Below are 20,003 nucleotides of genomic sequence, written 5' to 3' on the forward strand. Positions count from 1 at the left end.
GTGGTGGAGGGTCAGAGCTCGTAGTCGACGACGACGGGGGCGTGGTCGGACCAGCGGGTGTCCCAGCTGTCGGCACGGTCGATCTCGTAGCTGCGCGCGAGCGCGGCGAGCTCGGGGGTGGCGAGCTGGTAGTCGATGCGCCAGCCGGTGTCGGTGTCGAAGGCCTGGCCGCGCTGCGACCACCAGGTGTAGGGCCCGGGGACCTCGCCCGCGAAGCGGCGGCCGAGGTCGATCCAGCCGAGCCCGGCACCGGCGTTGTAGCCCTCCTCGCCCTCGGCGCCGAGGAAGCGGTCGAAGTAGGCGCGCTCCTCGGGGAGGAAGCCGGCCTTCTTGACGTTGCCCTTCCAGTTCTTGATGTCGAGGGTGCGGTGGCCGACGTTGAGGTCGCCCATCACGACGGCGAGCGGATTGTGCGCCTGCAACTGGGGCAGCCGCTCGGTCATCGCGTCGAGGAACTTCACCTTCTCGTCCTGCTTCGGGGTGCCGACGCCACCGGAGTGGACGTAGGTCGACACGACGGTGATCGTGCGGTCGCCGACCTCGTAGTCGGCCTCGAGCCAGCGCCCGGCCGAGTCGAAGTCGTCGGCGCCCAGGGCGACCCGGTGGATCGTGGCGCGGTTGCGGGACGCGAGCGCCACTCCGGCGCGGCCCTTCGCGGTCGCCTCGTCGTGCAGCACGTCCCAGTCGTCGCCGAGGAGCCCGGTGAGGTCGTCGGTGGAGGCGCGCACCTCCTGCAGGGCGAGGATGTCGACGTCGCGCGCGGCGAGCCAGTCGCCCATGCCCTTGCGGAACGCGGCGCGGACCCCGTTGACGTTGACGGAGGCGATGCGGAGGAGCTTCTTGGTCACCGGAGCAGTCTATTCTCGGCCGCCGACACGGCCCTCCCGGGCGCCGCGTCTCTTCCCGCTGCGCAGAACGTCAGCCAGGAGGGCCGCTCAGCCACGATGGTGGCCGAGCACGCGTCACAGCTCAGGTTCTGGCCCCCGACCCCCCGACGGTCGGGGGCCATCCGCGGCGCACCCGGTGTCCTCACCTCCGCGTCGGCCCCGGCATCACAACCTCAGCTGTGACAGGGGTGAAACCGCTGACAGCCGGGATACCCCTCTCCGAGTTGAGGTTGCGCACGGCGAAACCGCCGCCGCCCGTCGAGGAGGCGCCCCGGGGAACAGCATGCCGGCGATTCGTCCTCGCCGTCCGTGCCTCGCCCTCGCTGACGCGCCCCACCGCTAAGCCACCCGCGCCGCGGCGGGCGGGGACCGCCGCCCGTGGTGACGGCGAACCGGCGAATCGCGTGTGAGCGATTCGCTGTAGACGTCCGCTGCCCGCTCCCGTAAACGGACCATGTCGCGAAGCCGACTGCGCCRCGGCGGGCGGGGACCGCTGCGCCACCGCTCAGGTGAACCGGCGGATCGCGTCCCAGCGATTCGTCGTAGCCGTCCGCGCCCCGCTCTCGGAAACGCGTCCCCGTCGCGAAGCCGACTGCGCCGCGGCGGGCGGGGACCGCCGCGGAAAAAGGAACAGCCCGCGTCCTGCGCCACCTTCCCTCGGAGAAGAAGAAGGCGGCGCAGGCGCGGGCTGTCGGAGAGACCGCTCAGGACGGTCGTTCGGGGGTCGGCGCGGGTCAGACCGCGGCGACGGGGCGAGCGGTGACGGGCTCGGGCACCTCGGCGACCACGGGGGCGCGCTTGATGCTCTTGGCGATGATGACGGCGATCGCGGTGACGACCATTCCGACGAGGATCGCGACGAGGTAGAGGATCGGCTGTCCGACGAGGCCGGTGACCCAGACTCCGCCGTGCGGGGCGCGGAGGGTCGAGCCGAACAGGGCGACGAGCGCGCCGGTGACGGCCGAGCCGATCATCGCGGAGGGGATCACGCGCAGCGGGTCGACCGCGGCGAACGGGATGGCCCCCTCCGAGATGAAGGACGCGCCGAGCAGGTAGGCGGCCTTGCCGTTCTGGCGCTCGGCGTCGGTGAAGAGGCGCTTGCGCAGCGTCGTCGCCAGGGCGAGACCCAGCGGCGGCGTCATGCCGGCGGCCATGACGATCGCCATCACCTTGAACTGCACCGAGTTCGGGTCGCCGTCGGCGGGGACGGAGGCGAGACCGGTGGTCGCGAAGGCGTAGGCCACCTTGTTGACCGGGCCACCCATGTCGAACGCCATCATCAGGCCGAGGATGACCCCCAGCACGATCAGGTTGCCGCCGGTGAGGCCGGAGAGCCAGGACGAGAGTCCCTCGCTCAGCGCGCGCAGCGGCGCTCCGAGGACGACGAACATCAGGAAGCCGGTGATGAAGGTCGCGATCAGGGGGATGATCACGACGGGCATCAGAGACTTGAAGGCCGCGGGCAGCTTGATCCGCGAGATGTACAGCGCCGCGTATCCGGCGATGAAGCCCGAGGCGAGTCCGCCGAGGAAGCCGGCTCCGACGGTCACGGCGACCGCGCCGCCGAGGAAGCCGGGGGCGATGCCGGGGCGGTCGGCGATGCCGAAGGCGATGAAGCCGGACAGCACGGGCACGAGGAACGCGAAGGTCGCTCCTCCGATCAGGAACATGATTCCGGCCCAGTCGGTGATGTTCACCGGGTTGAAGCCGTTGTCGATGATCTGCTGCGGAGTGAAGCTGACGATCTGGTACCCGCCGAACAGGAACGACAGGGCGATCAGCAGACCGCCAGCCGCGACGAACGGGATCATGTACGACACGCCGGTCATCAGGTTCTGGCGGATGCGCGTGCCGACGCCGACCTTCTTGGGGGCGGCGGCGGGAGCGGCGGCGGCCTGCGCGCGGGCAGGGGCGTCGGCGGGCTTCGCGCTGCGCAGGGCGAGTGCGCGGTCGAGCACCTCGTCCGGCTTGGCGAGCGCCTCGGCGACTCCGACCTGGAGGATCGGCTTGCCGGCGAAGCGGTCCTTGCCGCGGACCTCGAGGTCGGCGGCGAGGATGACGACGTCCGCGGCGGCGATGTCGCCCGCGGTCATCTCCTCGGAGCCGGCGGCGCCTTGGGTCTCGACGTGGATCGGGTAGCCGCGCTTCTTCGCGGCCTGCTCGAGCGCTTCCGCGGCCATGTAAGTGTGCGCGATGCCCGCGATACAGCTCGTGACGGCCACGAAGCGGGGGGCGTCGGAGGAGGTCGCATCAGCGGCGGGCGGTGCGGCCTGGGCGGTGGCGACCGCGCGGTCGATGACCTCCGAGGCCTTCGCGAGCGCCTCCGAGGTGCCGACTTCGAGGGTCGGCTTCCCGGCGAAGCGCTCCTTGCCGCGGACCTCGAGGTCGGCGGCGAGGATGACGACGTCGGCGTCGGCGATGGTCTGGTCCGACATCGGGTCGGAGCCCGCAGCGCCCTGGGTCTCGACCTGGATCTCGTACCCCTTCTTCTTCGCGGCCTGCTCCAGGGCCTCGGCGGCCATGTAGGTGTGCGCGATGCCGGCGATGCAGCTGGTGACGGCGACGATCCTCATGAGACGACGACCTCTCGGGCGATGATGTCGGCGACCTCCTGGCCGCTGGACGCGGCGCGGAGGGACCCGGTGAAGGACTCGTGGATCAGCTTGCGGGCGAGCTGGGCGAGGATCTTGAGGTGCGCCTGGTCGGCTCCGTCGGGGGCGGCGATCAGGAAGATCAGGTCGGCCGGTCCGTCGGGGGCGCCGAAGTCGACGCCCTGCTTCGCGATGCCGACGGCGACGCTGGGGGCGACGACGTGGGAGGAGCGGGCGTGGGGGATCCCGATGCCGCCGGGCATGCCGGTGGCCATCTGCGCCTCGCGGTCGCGGACGTCGGCGAGGAACCCGTCGAGGTCGGTGACGCGGCCCGCGTCGGCCAGCGTCTTCGCCAGCTGCGCGGTGGCCTCGTCCTTGGTGGCGGCGGTCAGGTCGACGATGACGGTCGAGGCCTCGGTGAGTGCAGTCATGCGCTCAGTTCTCCAATCGGGAGGTGGGGGTCGGGGGACGCGACGACGGTGACGTCGTCGAGTCGGAGGGAGTCGGGCCCCGGGGCTTCGCTGCCCGGGAGCCGGACGGCGGCGGTGCCCCACGCGACTGCTGTCGCGAGGCGCTCCGCCTCCGTGGCGTCGGTGGCCGAGAGGTAGCCCGCGAGGGTGCTGTCCCCGGCGCCGACGGTGCTGAGGGGCACGACGGCGGGTGCGCCCGCCCACCACGACGCGTCGGCCGTGACGAGGAGGGCGCCGTGCTCTCCGAGGCTCACGAGCGCTCGCGCGTCCGGGAGGCGGAGGAGTTCGCGTGCTCCGGCGACGACGTCTCCGACCGTCGGGAGCGAGCGGCCGAGGAGCTCCTCGAGCTCCTCGAGGTTGGGCTTCACCAGGGTCGCCGTGCCGGCCGCGATGATCGCGGTGAGCGGGGCTCCGGAGGTGTCGACGGCGAGCGGGACGCCGAAGTGCAGGGCGAGTCGGCCGAGCGACGCGTAGAAGTCGTCGCCGAGTCCCGGAGGGACGCTGCCGCACGCGACGAGCCAGCGCGGTGCGGCGACGACGTGGTCGCAGATGAGCTCCGAGAGCGCCTTCGCCTCCTCGGGGCTGATCGCCGGGCCGGGCTCGTTGATCTTGGTGGTGCGCCCCGAGGCGTCGTCGACGACGGTGATGTTGGTGCGGATCGGCTGCGCGATCGCGATGCTCGCGGACCGGACGCCCGCCGCCTCGAGCATCGACGAGAGGTCGAGCCCGGTCGAGGCGTCGGCGGGGTAGACAGCCGTGGCCTCGACTCCGTTGCGGGCGAGGGCGCGGGCGACGTTGACACCCTTCCCCGCCGGGTCGCGGCGCACGTCGTGCGCCCGGTTGACCTCGCCGACCGCGAAGCCGCTGGTCGAGAGGGTGACGTCGATGCTCGGGTTGGCGGTGACGGTGACGATCATGCGCGGACCACCTCGGGGCCGGCGGACTCGACGTCGTCGACGGTCTCGTCGTCGAGGCCGCTGTCCGTGATGACGGTGTCGATCGCGGACAGCGGAGCGACGTGCCCGAAGTCCTGCCGGCCGAACTTGGAGTGGTCGGCGAGGACGACGACGCGGCGTGCCGAGGTGATGAGGGCCGACTTGACCACGGCCTCGTCGAGGTCGGGGGTGGTGAGGCCCCGCTCGCGGCTGATGCCGTTGGTGCCGATGAAGGCGACGTCCACCGAGACGGAGGCGATCGCCTGGGCGGCCCACGGGCCGACGGCGGCCTGCGTCACTCCGCGGAGGTGACCGCCGAGCAGGTGCAGATCGATGTTGGGCCGGCCGACGAGCGCCATCGCGACGGGGAGGGAGTGGGTGACGACCGTCAGCCGGCGGTCCAGGGGGAGCAGCTCCGCGAGGCGGACGGTGGTGGTGCCCGCGTCGATGGCGAGCGACCCGCCGTCGGGCACTTCGGCGAGGGCTGCGGTGGCGATGCGGTCCTTCTCGGCGGCGAGGTGGCCCTCGCGGGCGGCGACCTCGGGCTCGATGCCCAGGCGCTCGACCGGGATCGCGCCGCCGTGCGCCCGGCGCAGCAGGCCGCGGCGCTCGAGGCTCGTGAGGTCGCGACGGATCGTCTCGGGCGTGACCGCGAGCGAGAGCGCGAGATCGCGGACCTCGACCCGCCCGTCGGTGCGGGCACGGTCCAGGATCGCCTGGTGGCGCTCCGGTGCGTACATGTCGACTCCGTCGTCTCGATCCAGTGGTGCTCGCGTTCCGCGGGGCGGATCTGCGTTTACATCTTTTTAGACCCGTTTACCCACGAAGTCAACAGAAACAAACATGTTCGACAAGCGTGGAGCAGCGCGCCCGCGGAGTGGGGCGGTCCTCGGATGCGCGGGTCAGGCCGAGAGCTCGGCGAGCTCCTCGTCGAGGCGCTCCAGGCTCTTCTCGATCCGCCGCCGCTTGAGCAGGGAGGCGTCGGCGAGGGCGGTCGTGAGACGCTGCCGCTCCACCTCTGCGAGCGTGCGGCGTGCGGCGCGCAGCTGCTCCTCCTGCTCCTTCTCGCGTTCCTCCGGGGTGAGCTTGCGAGCCGAGATGCCGGCGTCGCTCATCCCGACCGAGATCCACGAGGCGACGATCAGGATGACCTGGCAGACGAGGTTGAACCAGATCAGCAGACCGATGAGGACCGCGAAGGACGCGAGCAGCGGGTTGCGCGACGCGCCGCCGAGCAGCTGCGTCCCGAGGATCTTCAGGGCGCCGAGGGCGACGCCGCCCATCAGCGCTCCGACCCACAGGTTCTTCCACGGGATCGGGATGCCCGACAGGATCCGGAACGATCCGGCGAGGGTCGCGGTGTCGAGCGCGAGCATGATCAGGAGGCCGACCGCACCACCGGTGATGCGTCCGAGCTCCGAGTCGCTGCCGATACCGAGGAAGTCGAAGGCGACGTCGACGAACGTGGTCGAGAACACCGACAGGCCCGCGGAGACGAGCAGCACGGCTCCGAAGACGAGCGCGAGTCCGGCGTCCTTGAGCTTGAGCAGGACGAACAGCGTCGTCGGACCGGGCAGCGTGAAGAGGATCCGGACGGCCTGCCGGAGGCTCCCGAGGAAGTTCAGGGCCGTCCAGAGCAGGACCGCGGCGGCGATGACTCCGGTCCAGCCCAGGATCGACTGGTCCAGCAGCGTGTCGACGGAGACGAGGGAGCCCTTGCCGCCGATCAGTCCGGGGATCGAGCGCTGCACGAGCTCGATCAGCGAATCGCGCAGCGCGGTGTCCCCGCGGACCCAGAAGCCGAACACCGCGAAGAACACGAACAGCGCGCCGAAGACGGCGAAGAGCGCCTGGAACGCCAGGCCCGAGGCGAAGAGCGGCCCGCCGGTCTCGGAGTAGTGCAGGAAGACGCGGAGCGGTCGCGTGCGCAGCACCCGCTCGATCAGCGCCGGGATGCCGCGCGGAGTGTCTGTCGCCGCCTCCGTCATGCCTCCAAGGGTAGGGCCGGAGCGAGGCCGTCTCCTGCACCTCCGGCTCCACCTCCAGCTCCGGCTCGCGGTTCCGCGTTCGGCTCGTCGAACCCGCTTTGTTCCACGAGCCGAACCGAGTCGTGCGAGCCGAGAAGTCCCCACGATGGGCCCCGGCTCGACGGACCGAGGCGTCAGACGGGACGGCCCCGGGCGAGCACGGCGAGGATGCTGTCGAGGGTGCGCGGCCAGTCGTGCATGACGTCGGCATACGTCAAACGGAGGGACGTGTACCCGAGTGCCGCGGCGGCGCGGTCGCGTCGACGGTCCCGCTGGAACGAGCGCTCGTCATCGTGCCAGGCACGGCTGTCGACCTCGATGAGCACCCATCCGTCGACCACGAGATCGACGCGGCCGACACCGGGGACCTGGACCTGGACGTCGCAGGCGAGACCCTGCAGCACGAGACCGACGCGCGCCACCGATTCCGATCCGGACTCGGCCCGCGCGTCGACGAGCCGGACGACGCCCGAGAGTCGGGAGGGGAGGACGCCGACCACTGCAGCGAGGGCGTTCGGCGCTAGGAGACGGAGGCGAAGGCAGGAGTCGGCGACGGCGATCGTGAGAGGGCGCGGCTGACACTGGAAGACCTGTGCGAGGGCCTCCTCGCGAGTCGCCCGGATCGAGCGGTACTCCGCCTCCCGGACGCGATGGCTCCAGTGCGTCACGATTCGAGCATCGAGGACGGCCGGGCGGGGCCTCGAACTCGAGGTGATGGCGAGGGGCAGGCGCTCGTCCGGCGGGGCGGAACGCGCCCGCTTCGGCCAGGAGCGAGATGCAGCTGAGCGAGCCGCACGCGGCAGCGGCCTGCAGTTCGTCGGTGGTCGCGTTCGGCGCGGCGTACCAGCCTCAGCGGATGCGGCGGAGCGCTCCCGCCCTGACCGCGGTCGGAGTGTCGATCCCGATCGCTCGGAGGTACCCGATGTGGTGCACGCCGTACTTCATGCTCCGACACTCGTCGAGCCGCCGCGCAGCTCCGCCCGGCCTCGGCCGATCCTGGGAGAGGGTCGTGACGTCCGTCCCTGGGGAGGAACCTGCGGCCCACCTCCGGCTCGCGGAACGACGTTCGGCTCGCCGGATCCGAGGATTCCGACGAGCCGAACGAGTTCTCACGGCCCAAGCTCGCGGGGAAGTGCTCGTGCGATCAGGCGCGGCCGCGGATGACCGCCTGCTTGACCTCCGCGATCGCCTGAGTGATCTGGATGCCGCGGGGGCACGCCTCGGTGCAGTTGAAGGTCGTGCGGCAGCGCCACACGCCCTCCTTGTCGTTGAGGATGTCGAGACGGGCTCCGCCCGCGTCGTCGCGCGAGTCGAAGATGAAGCGGTGCGCGTTCACGATGGCGGCCGGGCCGAAGTACTGCCCGTCGGTCCAGAACACGGGGCACGACGAGGTGCACGCGGCGCAGAGGATGCACTTCGTGGTGTCGTCGAAGCGGGCGCGGTCGGCGACCGACTGCACGCGCTCCTTGCCCTTGGGCGCCGGGGTGTTGGCGATCAGGAACGGCTGCACCTCGCGGAACGAGGCGAAGAACGGCTCCATGTCGACGACGAGGTCCTTCTCGAGGGGCAGGCCCTTGATCGCCTCGATGTAGATCGGCTGCGAGATGTCGAGATCCTTGATCAGCGTCTTGCAGGCCAGGCGGTTGCGCCCGTTGATGCGCATCGCGTCCGAGCCGCAGATGCCGTGCGCGCAGGAACGGCGGAAGGTCAACGACCCGTCCTGGTCCCACTTGATGCGGTGCAGGGCGTCGAGGACGCGGTCGGTCGAGTACATCTCGACGTCGAAGTCCTGCCAGCGCGGCTCGGCGTCCACCTCGGGGTCGAAGCGGCGGATGATGAACGTGACGGTGAACGCCTCCGGGGCGGCGGGGGCCGCGGGGGGCTGCTCGAGGGTAGCGGTCGACATGGCTAGTACTTCCTCTCCATCGGCTGGTACCGGGTGATCACGACGGGCTTCCAGTCAAGCCGGATGTGGTCACCGGCATCGGAGGAGTGGGCGTCACCGGAGAGGTACGCCATCGTGTGCTGCATGTAGTTGTCGTCGTCGCGCTTGGGGAAGTCGTCGCGCATGTGACCGCCACGGCTCTCCTTGCGGTTGCGCGCCGAGAACACGACGACCTCAGCGAGGTCGAGGAGGAAGCCGAGCTCGACGGCCTCCAGGAGATCGGTGTTGAAGCGCTTGCCCTTGTCCTGCACCGAGATGTTGCGGAACCGGTCGCGCAGGCGCTGGATCGTGCCGGTGACCTGCTCGAGCGACTCGTCGGTGCGGAACACCTGGGCGTTCTTGTCCATCTCGTCCTGCAGCTCCTTGCGGATCGAGGCGATCCGCTCGGTGCCGGTCGCGTCGCGGAGCGAGGCGAGCATGTCGCGGATCGCTCCGGCCGGGTCGGCGGGCAGGGGAGTGAAGTCGACGGTCTTGGCGTAGTCGGCCGCGTTGTTGCCGCTGCGCTTGCCGAAGACGTTGATGTCGAGGAGGGAGTTGGTGCCGAGGCGGTTGGAGCCGTGCACCGACACGCAGGCGCACTCGCCGGCCGCGTACAGGCCCGGCACGACGGTGGTGTTGTCCGAGAGGACCTCGGCCTTCACGTTCGTCGGGATGCCGCCCATCGCGTAGTGCGCGGTCGGCATGACCGGCACCGGCTCGACGACCGGGTCGACACCGAGGTAAGTGCGGGCGAACTCGGTGATGTCCGGGAGCTTCGTCTCGAGGACCTCGGCGCCCAGATGCGTGCAGTCGAGCAGCACGTAGTCCTTGTGCGGACCGGCGCCGCGGCCCTCCGCGACCTCCTGGACCATGCACCGCGCGACGATGTCGCGGGGCGCGAGGTCCTTGATGGTCGGGGCGTAGCGCTCCATGAAGCGCTCGCCCGAGGCGTTGCGGAGGATCGCGCCCTCTCCTCGCGCTCCCTCGGTGAGGAGGATGCCGAGGCCGGCGAGGCCGGTCGGGTGGAACTGGAAGAACTCCATGTCCTCGAGGGGCAGGCCCTTGCGCCAGATGATGCCGACTCCGTCGCCGGTCAGCGTGTGCGCGTTCGAGGTGGTCTTGTAGATCTTGCCGAAGCCGCCGGTCGCGAAGATGATCGCCTTCGCCTGGAACACGTGCAGCTCGCCCGTCGCGAGCTCGTACGCCACGACTCCGGAGGGCTTGTCGACGCCGTCGACCTTCGTCATCACGAGGTCGAGCACGTAGAACTCGTTGTAGAAGTTGATGCCGAGGCGGACGCAGTTCTGGAACAGCGTCTGCAGGATCATGTGGCCGGTGCGGTCGGCCGCGTAGCAGGCGCGGCGCACGGGCGCCTTGCCGTGGTCGCGGGTGTGACCGCCGAAGCGGCGCTGGTCGATCTTGCCGTCCTCGGTGCGGTTGAAGGGGAGGCCCATGTTCTCGAGGTCGATGACCGCGTCGATGGCCTCCTTCGCGAGGATCTCGGCCGCGTCCTGGTCGACGAGGTAGTCGCCGCCCTTGACAGTGTCGAAGGTGTGCCACTCCCAGCTGTCCTCCTCGACGTTCGCGAGCGCGGCGGCCATGCCGCCCTGCGCCGCTCCGGTGTGCGAGCGCGTCGGGTAGAGCTTCGAGATCACGGCGGTCTTCGCCTTGGGGCCGGCCTCGATGGCCGCCCGCATGCCGGCGCCGCCGGCGCCGACGATCACCACGTCGAACTGGTGGTAGTGGACGCCGTCGGGTCCGACGGTCTGCGTGAAGGCGCTCTGGTCGCCGCCGGGGTGTACGTGGCCTGCTGTGCTCACTGGGTGGGTGCTCCGTTGTGCGGGTGAGGAGGACGGGGAGGGGTGCCGGACCCGGGAGGAGGCGCCGCGGTCGACCGCAGCGCCTCCTCCCGCATCAGCGGCGGTGCGTCAGGCGCCGCAGAACGACGGCAGGAACTCGGCCGCCGTGTTCGGCGGGCACGGGTCGAACGCGAAGACGACCCAGGTTCCGAGGACGATCAGGGAGACGACGGCCACGAGGATCCCGCCCTTGAAGGCGCGGGCCAGCAGCGGCGAGGTCGCGTAGTCGTTGACCAGCGTGCGCATGCCGTTCCCGCCGTGGATCAGGGCGAGCCACAGCATGAGGACGTCCCACCACTGCCAGAACGGGTTCGCGAGCTTGCCGCCGACGAAGCCGAAGTCGATGGCCTTGATGCCGTCGCCGAGCAGGAGGTTGTAGATCAGGTGCCCGAAGATCAGGACGATCAGCACGACGCCGGAGGCGCGCATGTAGATCCAGCCCCACTTCTCCCAGTTCGTCCCGGAGGAACGAGTCGGGGTGTGCGGCGTGCGGGGGGCGGCGACGGTGCTCATTCCCCTCCTCCCTCTCCGAAGACGAACATGAGGTGGCGCGGCGCGAAGCCGAGCATCAGCACGACCCAGAGGCCCATGACCACCCAGAAGAGCAGGCGCTGGTTGCGCGTCGCCCAGCTCCAGAAGTCGACCAGGATGATGCGCAGGCCGTTCAGGGCGTGGAACGCGATGGCGCCCACCAGCCCCGTCTCGCCCAGGCCCATGATCGGGTTCTTGTAGGTTCCGATCACCGCGTCGTACGCCTCCGGGCTCACGGCGATGAGGGCCGAGTCCAGGACGTGGACGAGGAGGAAGAAGAAGATGGCGACACCGGTGATGCGGTGGAGCACCCACGACCACATGCCTTCGCGACCGCGGTAGAGGGTTCCGGCCGGACGGCGGATCTTCCCCTGCTTCCGGGGTGCGAGGGTCTGAGCAGCTTGAACTGACACGGACAACCCTCCCTGGTTGTGCACTCCGACGGCCTGACCTGCTCCGCGTCTCGTGGACGCGGACGGGGCGGGGGAGCGACGAGATTCTCGCCCTTCGATTCTAAACGGCGTTCCGGGAGAGCGCGGCTAAGGCGAGCCTTAGCTGCGGTGCTCCACCACGGCGGGCACCCCGACGGCCGCGTAGTGGCCCAGCAGTTCGTCCGTGAGCGCGCTCCAGGTCCGGTGCAGCACGCGCCGCCGCCCCGCCTCGCCGAGGCGGGCGCGCAGGGCGGGGTCGCGGACGAGGCGCTCGACCTGACGGCGCAGATCGGAGTCGCTCTCGGGGGCGTAGAGGAGGCCGTCGACGCCGTGCTCGATCAGGTCGGTCGGTCCGCCCGCGTGCGGGGCGACGACCGCGGTCCCGGACGCCTGCGCCTCCTGGACCGTCTGGCCGAACGTCTCCTCCGTGCCCGTGTGCACGAAGACGTCGAGTGCGGCGTAGACGGCGGGCAGCCGCTCGCCGTCGAGCCGGCCGAGCATGCGGGCGCGAGACCCGACGGCCGCGGCGACCCGGGCGGAGGAGGGGCCGTAGCCGCCGACCACGAGCGCCGCGTCGGGGAGTGAGGCGAGTGCGGCGAGGCGCTCCACTCTCTTCTCGGGCGAGAGCCGGCCGATGTAGCCGACGAGCGCCTCGTCCGGAGCGAGCGGCGCGCGCACCTCGTGGGCGTAGGGGGAGGAGCGCATCCGGGGGTGGAAGCGGTCGCTCTGCACGCCGCGTCCCCAGAGCGCAGTGCGCTCGATCCCCGCGGCGGAGAGATCGTCGAGCGCGCTGCTGGAGGGGGCGAGAGTCAGGTCGGCACCCGCGTGGATCTGCCGGATGACCTTCCAGGCGAGCGCGCGCGCTCCCCGGATGCCGTACCGCGCGGCGAAGCGGGCGACGTCCGTCTGGTAGACGGCCACGCTCGGCACGCCCAGGCGGTTCGCCGAGGCGATGGCGCGTGCCCCCAGTAGGAAGGGCGAGGCGACGTGCACGACGTCGGGCGCGAAGTCCGCGAGCTCGCGCGTGAGGGCGAGGGTCGGGATGCCGACCGGGAAGTCGCGGTAGGCGATCGCGGGGTGCTCGACCACGCGGTGCCCGGCGTAGCGGGCCGGTGCTCCCGCGGCGGGGCAGACCACCAGGGCCTCGATGCCGCGGGCGGCGAACTCGTCGAGGACCCGCAGGACGCTCGTGGTCACGCCGTTCAACGACGGCAGGAAGCTCTCGGTGACGACCGCGACTCTCACGCCCCGGACGCTACGGCGCCCGCGTGAACGGCGCAGCGCCGCCCGGTGAACGGACGGTCGCGTCCGGACGCCCTTGTATCCTGCGGACATGACATCACCTGAGACCGATGGCCGCGCCCCGCTCGACCGCTTCTACAGCGTGATCCCCGCAGGTGGGATCGGCTCGAGGCTGTGGCCGCTCTCCCGGGCCGACGCCCCGAAGTTCCTGCACGACCTCACCGGCTCGGGCCAGACCCTCCTGCGCGACACGTGGGAGCGTCTCGCCCCGATCTCGGGCGCCGACCGGATCATGGTCGTCACCGGCCGGGCGCACCGCGCCGCCGTCGAGCGCCAGCTCGAGAAGCTCGAGGACGTCAACGTCGTGCTCGAGAGCGAGCCGCGCGACTCCTCCGCCGCGATCGGCCTGGCCGCCGCGATCCTCGAGCGCCGCGAGCCCGGAGTGATCATCGGCTCGTTCGCGGCCGACCACGTCATCAGCGGTCAGCACCTCTTCCACGACGCCGTCGCGGAGGCGGTCATCGCCGCCGACGCGGGCTACATCGCGACCATCGGCATCACGCCGACGGAGCCGGCGGTCGGATTCGGCTACATCAGGACCGGCGACCACCTCGGCATCGACGGTGCCGCGCACACCCTCGCCGTCGACTCCTTCGTCGAGAAGCCCGATGCGGACACCGCCCGCGAGTACGTCAGCAGCGGTCAGTACCTCTGGAACGCCGGCATGTTCATCGCCCGCGCCGACCGGCTCCTCGAGGAGCTCGGACGCTCCAAGCCGAAGCTGCTCGCCGGGCTCCTCGAGCTCGCCGAGGCGTGGGACACCCCCGAGCGCGGCGCGGTCGTCGACCGCATCTGGCCGGGGCTGGAGAAGATCGCGATCGACTACTCCGTGGCCGAGCCGGCCGCCGCGGAGGGCAAGCTCGCGGTCATCCCCGGTCACTTCTCCTGGGACGACGTCGGGGACTTCGCCTCCATCGCGAAGCTGCACGCGAGCGGTCTCCGCTCCGACCTCGCGATCCTGGGCGAGGACGCCCGCGTCCTGGCCGACTCCGCCACCGGAATCGTCGTCAGCGGCGGCAACCGCACCATCGCCCTCATCGGAGTGAAGGACATCGTCGTCGTGGACACCCCCGACGCCCTCCTCGTCACCACCACGGAGAACGCGCAGAAGGTCAAGGGCGTCGTCGACGCCCTCCGCCTCTCGGGCCGCACCGACGTCCTCTAGCCCCACCCTCCTCGAAGCGCGGCCTCCCCCGGGAGCGCCGCGCTTCGTCGTTCCCGCCTCGCACACCCCCGTCCTCGGCAGCGCGACCCTCCTGCTGTCCGTACTCGTCCCTCCTGCTGCCCGTGCCCGTCCGCGCGCAGCGCGCAGCTCTCCTGCTGTCCGTGCCCGTCCGCGCGCAGCGCGCAGTCCTCCTGCTGCCCGTGCTCGTCCGCGCGCAGTCACTCCGAACAGCTCGGAACCTCGAGCGCAAGGTGGAGGGCCGCGAGCGGAGATCGCGTGCCAGCGATGTCCGCCAGCCCGACGCACCCCGCTCTCGGAAACGCCCCACCTCTGCGAGCCGACCGCGGTGGAGGAGGCGCCCGCGCCTCCTCCACAAAATAAACACCGTGTAACGACTTCCGAACGCATCCCCCGGAAGCCCTGAGTGAATCGTCACATTGGGTAACGTGAGCGGATCGACGCCCTGCTGCGCACGACGCTCGGGCCGAATCCTGGAGGACGAATCTCTTGACTATCACCACGCGTAAGGCCGCGTTCGGCGGTCTCGCCGCTCTGGGCGTCACCGCGCTTCTCGCCGGTTGCGCCTCCGCTCCCGAGGAGGGCGACTCGGGCGCCGCCGCGACGAGCGACTTCCTGCCCTGCATGGTCTCGGACGCCGGTGGCTTCGACGACAAGTCCTTCAACGAGCTGGGCTACACCGGTCTCGTCGAGGCGTCGGAGGAGCTCGGTGTCGAGCCGGTCGACGTGACCTCCGAGTCCGAGACCGACTACGCCCCGAACCTCACGAGCCTCGTCGATCAGGGCTGCAACCTGATCATCACGGTCGGCTTCGCGCTCGCCGATGCGACCAAGGCCGCGGCCGAGGCGAACACCGACATCGACTTCGCGATCATCGACGACGCCTCGATCGACCTCGAGAACGTCAAGCCGATCACGTTCGACACCTCGCAGTCCGCGTTCCTCGCGGGCTACGCGGCGGCGTCGTACTCGAAGACCGGCGTCGTCGGCACCTTCGGCGGCCAGCCCTACCCGACCGTCACCATCTTCATGGACGGCTACGCGGACGGTGTCGCCTACTACAACGAGCAGAAGGGCACCGACGTGAAGGTCGTCGGCTGGGACGTCGCGTCGCAGAACGGCTCCTTCACCGGCGGGTTCGCGGCGGGCGTCGAGGCGAAGTCGGCGGCGCAGTCGCTGATCGACCAGAACGCCGACGTCATCCTCCCCGTGGGCGGCCCGATCTTCCAGTCGGCGATCGAGGCGATCCGCGACTCCGGCAAGGAGATCGCCATGGTCGGTGTCGACGCCGACCTGTACGAGACCTACCCGGACGGGTCGGACCTGTACCTGACCTCGATCCTCAAGGGCATCAAGGAGGGCACGTCCGACGTGACCGCCTCCGCCGGTGCCGGCGAGTTCGACGCCACGCCGTACGTGGGCACGCTCGAGAACGACGGAGTGGGCATCGCCCCGTTCCACGACTTCGAGTCGAAGGTCTCGCCGGACCTGCAGGGCGAGCTGGACGCGATCACCGAGGGCATCATCGACGGGTCGATCACCGTCGAGTCGCCGTCGGCTCCCGCCGCGTCCTAGTCGACGCGAAGAGGCCGGCCGGCCCCGGGGGATCCCGGAGCCGGCCGGCCTCTTTTCTCTGCCGCCGCCGGGTCCCCTCCGCGAAGGGGCGCAGCGGTGGCGCGGCACGTCCCCTCTCCGTCGCCGGACGTCCTCGTGCCCCGTCGACGCCGGGAGCCCGACCGAAAGTTAGATTGGTTCCATGAAGCTCGAACTGCGGGGCATCACGAAGCGCTTCGGCGCCCTCGTGGCCAACGACCACATCGATCTCACGGTCGAACCCGGCGAGATCCACTGCCTCCTGGGCGAGAACGGCGCGGGCAAGTCGACTCTGATGAACGTGCTCTACGGCCTCTACCAGGCCGAGGAGGGCGAGATCCTGCTCGACGACGCCGTCCAGCACTTCTCCGGGCCCGGCGACGCCATGAAGGCGGGCATCGGCATGGTGCACCAGCACTTCATGCTCGTGCCGGTCTTCTCGGTCGCCGAGAACGTGATGCTCGGTCACGAGCAGACGAAGTCCGGCGGTCGACTCGACCTCGCCGCGGCGCGCGCCCGGGTGCGGGAGATCTCGGACCGCTTCGGCTTCGACGTCGATCCCGACGCGATCGTGGAGGATCTGCCCGTCGGCGTGCAGCAGAGGGTCGAGATCATCAAGGCGCTCTCGCGCGACGCCCGCGTCCTCGTCTTCGACGAGCCCACGGCGGTGCTCACCCCGCAGGAGACGGACGAGCTCATCGCGATCATGCGCCAGCTGCGCGCGGCCGGCACCGCCATCGTCTTCATCACGCACAAGCTGCGCGAGGTGCGCGAGGTCGGCGACCGCATCACGGTCATCCGCCTCGGCAAGGTCGTCGGAGAGGCGTCGCCGACGGCGAGCAACGCCGAACTGGCGTCGCTGATGGTGGGTCGTGCCGTCGAGCTGACGGTGCGGAAGGAGCAGGCGCGCGCGGGCGACGAGGCCCTGGTCGTCAGCGGACTCACGGTCCGCGACGCGAACGGGCAGGCCGTCGTCGACGACGTCTCGTTCGAGGTCCGCCGCGGCGAGATCCTCGCCATCGCCGGCGTGCAGGGCAACGGGCAGACCGAGCTCACCGAGGCGATCATGGGGCTGCAGGAGCGGGTCGAGGGCACCGTGACCCTCGACGGCAAGCGGCTCGACGGGCTCTCCGTGCGCCGCGTCCTCGACTCCGGGGTCGGCTTCGTGCCCGAGGACCGCACCGAGGACGGCCTGGTCGCCGAGTTCACGATCGCCGAGAACCTCATGCTCGACCGCAGCGACGGAGGCCCGTTCGTGAAGGGCCTCACCCTCCGTCTGAAGGAGCTCGACCGCTTCGCCGAGGAGCGCGTGCGCGAGTTCGACGTCCGGGCGCAGGGCATCGGCACCCACGTGGGCCGCCTCTCCGGCGGCAACCAGCAGAAGGTCGTCCTGGCGCGCGAGCTGAGCCGGGAGCTGAGGCTCTTCATCGCGGCTCAGCCCACCCGCGGCATCGACGTCGGCTCGATCGAGTTCGTCCACAAGCGGATCGTCGAGACCCGCGACACCGGCGTGCCCGTGATCGTCGTCTCGACCGAGCTCGACGAGGTGGCCGCCCTGGCCGACCGCATCGCGGTCATGTACAAGGGCGGCATCATCGGCATCGTGCCCGCCGACACCCCCCGCGACGTGCTGGGGCTCATGATGGCAGGGCAGTCGCCCGCCGAGAAGGGAGCGGCGGCGTGAGCGACGCGCAACTGCCCGCGGTCGATCCCGACGCGGAGACCGAGAAGTCCACCGGCCTCGAGCCCGGCCAGAAGCCGGGTCAGGAGGCGCGCCCCGGCGCGATCGAGAGCGGCGCGTCCCGCGTGCTGCGCGAGATCCTCTCGGGCACCGCTCTGATGTCGGTGCTCGCCGTGCTGCTCTCGCTGATCGCGGGCGGCGTGCTGATCGCGGCGACGGACCCCGATGTCCAGGAGGCGTCCGGCTACTTCTTCGCCCGCCCGATCGACACCCTGCAGGCGATCTGGCAGTCGGTCGCCGGCGCCTACTCCTCCCTCTTCCAGGGATCCGTCTACAACTTCCGCCGCGAGGGCTTCGCGAACGGCATCAAGCCGCTCACCGACACGCTCGCCTTCGCCACCCCGCTGATCGCGGGCGGTCTGGGCGTCGCGCTCGCGTTCCGCGTCGGCCTGTTCAACATCGGCGGCCGCGGGCAGATGCTGATCGCGGCGGCCTGCGCCGGCTGGGTCGGCTTCTCCTTCGACCTCCCGTGGGGCGTCCACCTGATCGTCGCGCTCGCCGCCGGCATCCTGGGCGGCGCTCTGTGGGGAGGGCTCGTCGGCGTGCTCAAGGCGCGCACCGGTGCGCACGAGGTGATCCTCACGATCATGCTCAACTACGTCGCCTTCTACCTGATCTCGTACCTGCTCCGCACTCCCGGCGCCCTGCAGGCGCCGGGCTCGAACAACCCGAAGACCCCGGCGATGAAGGAGACGGCGGTCTTCCCGTCGCTCCTCGGCCCGAGCTACTCGCTCACCCTGGGCTTCGTCTTCGCGATCCTCGCGACCGTCTTCGTCTGGTGGCTCCTGAACCGCTCGAGCATCGGCTTCAAGTTCCGCGCGGTGGGCGAGAACCCGCACGCGGCACGGGTGGCCGGCATCGACGTCAAGAACAGCTACGTGTACGCCATGCTCCTCTCCGGCGGTCTCCTCGGCCTCGCGGGCAGCGCGCAGGTGATGGGCACCGTCACGACGGGCTTCACGTCCGGGATCGACGCCGGCATCGGCTTCGACGCGATCACCGTCGCCCTGCTCGGGCGGTCGCGGCCGTGGGGCGTGTTCTTCGCGGGCATCCTCTTCGGCGCGTTCAAGGCGGGCGGCTACTCCATGCAGGCCGCCCAGGGCGTGCCGATCGACGTCGTCCTCGTCGTGCAGTCGCTGATCGTCCTCTTCATCGCCGCTCCGCCCCTGGTGCGCGCGATCTTCCGCCTGCCCGCTCCCGGCGCCGCGCCGAGACGCCGCACGCGCCGAGCCTCGGAGGTCTCCGCATGAGCGCGCTCGCCACCACTGCGCCCGTCGGAGGCTCCCGGGTCGCGGTCCGCAGCTGGAAGGCGCCGATCGCGTTCGGCGTGTTCGCGCTGCTCTCGATCGTGCTGTTCGTCGCGCTGGGCCGCGACGGCACCAGTTCGTTCCGTCTCGCTGCCGGCGGGGACTTCTTCGCCCTGCCGGACCTGCCCTTCCCCACCCGGGCGACCGGAGTGGTCGTCGCCGTGGTCACCGTCGTGCTGACCGTGCTCGCCGCCCTGATGACGCGGGCGGCGCGGCGCATCCCGCTCTGGTGCTCGACGGTGTTCGCCCTCGTGTTCCTGATCGGGTTCCTCGTCTGGGCGTCCGCGGGCGCGACGCTGCCCGTGTCGGGACTGCTGCTCGGCACCGTCGGCCTCGCCACTCCGCTCATCTTCGGCTCGCTGGGCGGGGTGATCTCGGAGCGGGTCGGAGTCGTCAACGTCGCGATCGAGGGGCAGCTGCTCGCGGGCGCCTTCACCGCGGCGGTCGTCGCCTCGATCACCCGCCAGCCGGTCCTGGGCCTCGTCGCGGCGATGCTGGCGAGCGTGCTCGTGTCGTTCGTTCTGGCCGCGTTCGCGATCAAGTACGTGGTCGATCAGGTGATCGTCGGCGTCGTCCTGAACGTCCTCGTGACCGGATTGACGAGCTTCCTCTACTCCCAGGTGCTCACGTCGGACTCGCCCACCTTCAACTCGCCCGTGCAGTTCGAGACGCTGCCGATCCCGGTGCTCAGCCAGATCCCGGTGATCGGCGCCGTGCTGTTCAAGCAGTCGATCATCGTCTACCTCATGTACCTCGCGATCTTCGCCGTGTGGTGGGGTCTCTTCAAGACGAAGTGGGGCCTCCGCCTGCGCGCCGTCGGCGAGCACCCGCAGGCGGCGGACACCGTCGGCATCGACGTGGCGCGAACCCGCTTCTGGAACGTGTCGCTCGCGGGCGCCATCGCCGGAATCGGCGGCGCGTACTACACGCTCGACGCCGTCGGCTCGTTCGGCAAGGAGATGACCGCCGGAGCCGGCTTCATCGCCCTCGCCGCGGTCATCTTCGGCCGCTGGGACCCGATCAAGGCGACCCTCGCGTCGCTGCTGTTCGGGTTCGCGACCAACCTGCAGAACGTCCTCGGCGTCATCGGCTCGCCGGTGCCGAGCGAGTTCATGCTGATGCTGCCGTACCTGGTGACGATCTTCGCGGTCGCCGGCCTGGTCGGGCAGTCCCGCGGACCGGCGGCCGCCGGCAAGCCGTACCTGAAGTCCTGAGAGGGGTC

Annotated in this window: 17 protein-coding genes; 5 read left to right on the forward strand and 12 right to left on the reverse strand. The window is 70.7% G+C overall.

Going from position 1 to position 20,003, the window contains the following annotated elements:
* Positions 1-11 precede the first annotated feature (11 nt).
* The 12 genes from ASF48_RS06180 to ASF48_RS06235 all read right to left on the reverse strand — a co-directional run bounded on the left by ASF48_RS06180 (position 12) and on the right by ASF48_RS06235 (position 12,900).
* Positions 12-848 carry an exodeoxyribonuclease III gene (locus ASF48_RS06180; protein ID WP_055787977.1) on the reverse strand — a complete coding sequence of 279 codons (837 nt, stop codon included), beginning with the start codon at positions 846-848 and terminating at the stop codon, positions 12-14.
* A gap of 773 nt (positions 849-1,621) precedes the next feature.
* On the reverse strand, positions 1,622-3,460 hold the full coding sequence (locus ASF48_RS06185; RefSeq protein WP_082481017.1) for a PTS fructose-like transporter subunit IIB: 1,839 nt from the start codon (positions 3,458-3,460) through the stop codon (positions 1,622-1,624).
* Positions 3,457-3,909: a PTS sugar transporter subunit IIA gene (locus ASF48_RS06190; protein WP_055787979.1), complete on the reverse strand. Its 453-nt coding sequence runs from the start codon at positions 3,907-3,909 to the stop codon at positions 3,457-3,459. The genes ASF48_RS06185 and ASF48_RS06190 overlap by 4 nt, the downstream gene beginning before the upstream one ends.
* Positions 3,906-4,865 carry a 1-phosphofructokinase family hexose kinase gene (locus tag ASF48_RS06195; RefSeq protein WP_055787981.1) on the reverse strand — a complete coding sequence of 320 codons (960 nt, stop codon included), beginning with the start codon at positions 4,863-4,865 and terminating at the stop codon, positions 3,906-3,908. Before ASF48_RS06195 ends, ASF48_RS06190 begins: the two co-directional genes overlap by 4 nt.
* On the reverse strand, positions 4,862-5,623 hold the full coding sequence (locus ASF48_RS06200) for a DeoR/GlpR family DNA-binding transcription regulator (RefSeq protein WP_055787984.1): 762 nt from the start codon (positions 5,621-5,623) through the stop codon (positions 4,862-4,864). The genes ASF48_RS06195 and ASF48_RS06200 overlap by 4 nt, the downstream gene beginning before the upstream one ends.
* A gap of 162 nt (positions 5,624-5,785) precedes the next feature.
* Positions 5,786-6,871, reverse strand: coding sequence for a YihY/virulence factor BrkB family protein (locus ASF48_RS06205; RefSeq protein ID WP_055787988.1), 1,086 nt, complete (start codon positions 6,869-6,871; stop codon positions 5,786-5,788).
* A gap of 173 nt (positions 6,872-7,044) precedes the next feature.
* Positions 7,045-7,578: a DUF559 domain-containing protein gene (locus ASF48_RS06210; protein ID WP_055787990.1), complete on the reverse strand. Its 534-nt coding sequence runs from the start codon at positions 7,576-7,578 to the stop codon at positions 7,045-7,047.
* A gap of 476 nt (positions 7,579-8,054) precedes the next feature.
* Positions 8,055-8,816, reverse strand: a complete 762-nt coding sequence (locus ASF48_RS06215; protein WP_055787993.1) for a succinate dehydrogenase iron-sulfur subunit — start codon at positions 8,814-8,816, stop codon at positions 8,055-8,057.
* Positions 8,817-8,818: 2 nt separating this feature from the next.
* Entirely contained in the window at positions 8,819-10,561 is a 1,743-nt protein-coding gene (sdhA, locus tag ASF48_RS06220; RefSeq protein WP_230673091.1) for a succinate dehydrogenase flavoprotein subunit, read from the reverse strand.
* A gap of 201 nt (positions 10,562-10,762) precedes the next feature.
* Positions 10,763-11,206, reverse strand: a complete 444-nt coding sequence (locus ASF48_RS06225; RefSeq protein ID WP_055787999.1) for a succinate dehydrogenase hydrophobic membrane anchor subunit — start codon at positions 11,204-11,206, stop codon at positions 10,763-10,765.
* On the reverse strand, positions 11,203-11,637 hold the full coding sequence (gene sdhC, locus ASF48_RS06230; protein WP_372488113.1) for a succinate dehydrogenase, cytochrome b556 subunit: 435 nt from the start codon (positions 11,635-11,637) through the stop codon (positions 11,203-11,205). The genes ASF48_RS06225 and sdhC overlap by 4 nt, the downstream gene beginning before the upstream one ends.
* Positions 11,638-11,775: 138 nt before the next feature.
* Positions 11,776-12,900: a glycosyltransferase family 4 protein gene (locus ASF48_RS06235; RefSeq protein WP_055788007.1), complete on the reverse strand. Its 1,125-nt coding sequence runs from the start codon at positions 12,898-12,900 to the stop codon at positions 11,776-11,778.
* Positions 12,901-12,988: 88 nt separating this feature from the next.
* On the opposite strand from ASF48_RS06235, the gene ASF48_RS06240 reads away from it, so the two are divergent.
* The 5 genes from ASF48_RS06240 (at position 12,989) to ASF48_RS06260 (ending at position 19,995) form a co-directional block, all read left to right on the forward strand.
* On the forward strand, positions 12,989-14,122 hold the full coding sequence (locus ASF48_RS06240) for a mannose-1-phosphate guanylyltransferase (protein WP_055788011.1): 1,134 nt from the start codon (positions 12,989-12,991) through the stop codon (positions 14,120-14,122).
* A gap of 507 nt (positions 14,123-14,629) precedes the next feature.
* A complete protein-coding gene (locus tag ASF48_RS06245; RefSeq protein WP_055788016.1) occupies positions 14,630-15,715 on the forward strand; it encodes a BMP family lipoprotein in 1,086 nt (361 codons plus the stop codon).
* 181 nt (positions 15,716-15,896) lie between these two features.
* On the forward strand, positions 15,897-17,417 hold the full coding sequence (locus tag ASF48_RS06250) for an ABC transporter ATP-binding protein (RefSeq protein ID WP_055788019.1): 1,521 nt from the start codon (positions 15,897-15,899) through the stop codon (positions 17,415-17,417).
* On the forward strand, positions 17,414-18,724 hold the full coding sequence (locus ASF48_RS06255) for an ABC transporter permease (protein WP_235577186.1): 1,311 nt from the start codon (positions 17,414-17,416) through the stop codon (positions 18,722-18,724). Before ASF48_RS06250 ends, ASF48_RS06255 begins: the two co-directional genes overlap by 4 nt.
* Positions 18,721-19,995 (forward strand): ABC transporter permease, encoded by a 1,275-nt coding sequence (locus tag ASF48_RS06260; RefSeq protein WP_055788023.1) that lies wholly within the window; start codon positions 18,721-18,723, stop codon positions 19,993-19,995. Before ASF48_RS06255 ends, ASF48_RS06260 begins: the two co-directional genes overlap by 4 nt.
* Positions 19,996-20,003 lie beyond the last annotated feature (8 nt).

The organism is Rathayibacter sp. Leaf299 (genome assembly GCF_001423055.1).
Lineage (GTDB): Bacteria > Actinomycetota > Actinomycetes > Actinomycetales > Microbacteriaceae > Rathayibacter > Rathayibacter caricis.

Coding starts and splice junctions, on each gene's coding strand:
- ASF48_RS06185 (WP_082481017.1), bottom strand. CDS start 3,460: ATGAGGATCGTCGCCGTCACCAGCTGCATCGCCGGCATCGCGCACACC.
- ASF48_RS06190 (WP_055787979.1), bottom strand. CDS start 3,909: ATGACTGCACTCACCGAGGCCTCGACCGTCATCGTCGACCTGACCGCC.
- ASF48_RS06195 (WP_055787981.1), bottom strand. CDS start 4,865: ATGATCGTCACCGTCACCGCCAACCCGAGCATCGACGTCACCCTCTCG.
- ASF48_RS06200 (WP_055787984.1), bottom strand. CDS start 5,623: ATGTACGCACCGGAGCGCCACCAGGCGATCCTGGACCGTGCCCGCACC.
- ASF48_RS06205 (WP_055787988.1), bottom strand. CDS start 6,871: ATGACGGAGGCGGCGACAGACACTCCGCGCGGCATCCCGGCGCTGATC.
- ASF48_RS06215 (WP_055787993.1), bottom strand. CDS start 8,816: ATGTCGACCGCTACCCTCGAGCAGCCCCCCGCGGCCCCCGCCGCCCCG.
- ASF48_RS06225 (WP_055787999.1), bottom strand. CDS start 11,206: ATGAGCACCGTCGCCGCCCCCCGCACGCCGCACACCCCGACTCGTTCC.
- ASF48_RS06240 (WP_055788011.1), top strand. CDS start 12,989: ATGACATCACCTGAGACCGATGGCCGCGCCCCGCTCGACCGCTTCTAC.
- ASF48_RS06250 (WP_055788019.1), top strand. CDS start 15,897: ATGAAGCTCGAACTGCGGGGCATCACGAAGCGCTTCGGCGCCCTCGTG.
- ASF48_RS06260 (WP_055788023.1), top strand. CDS start 18,721: ATGAGCGCGCTCGCCACCACTGCGCCCGTCGGAGGCTCCCGGGTCGCG.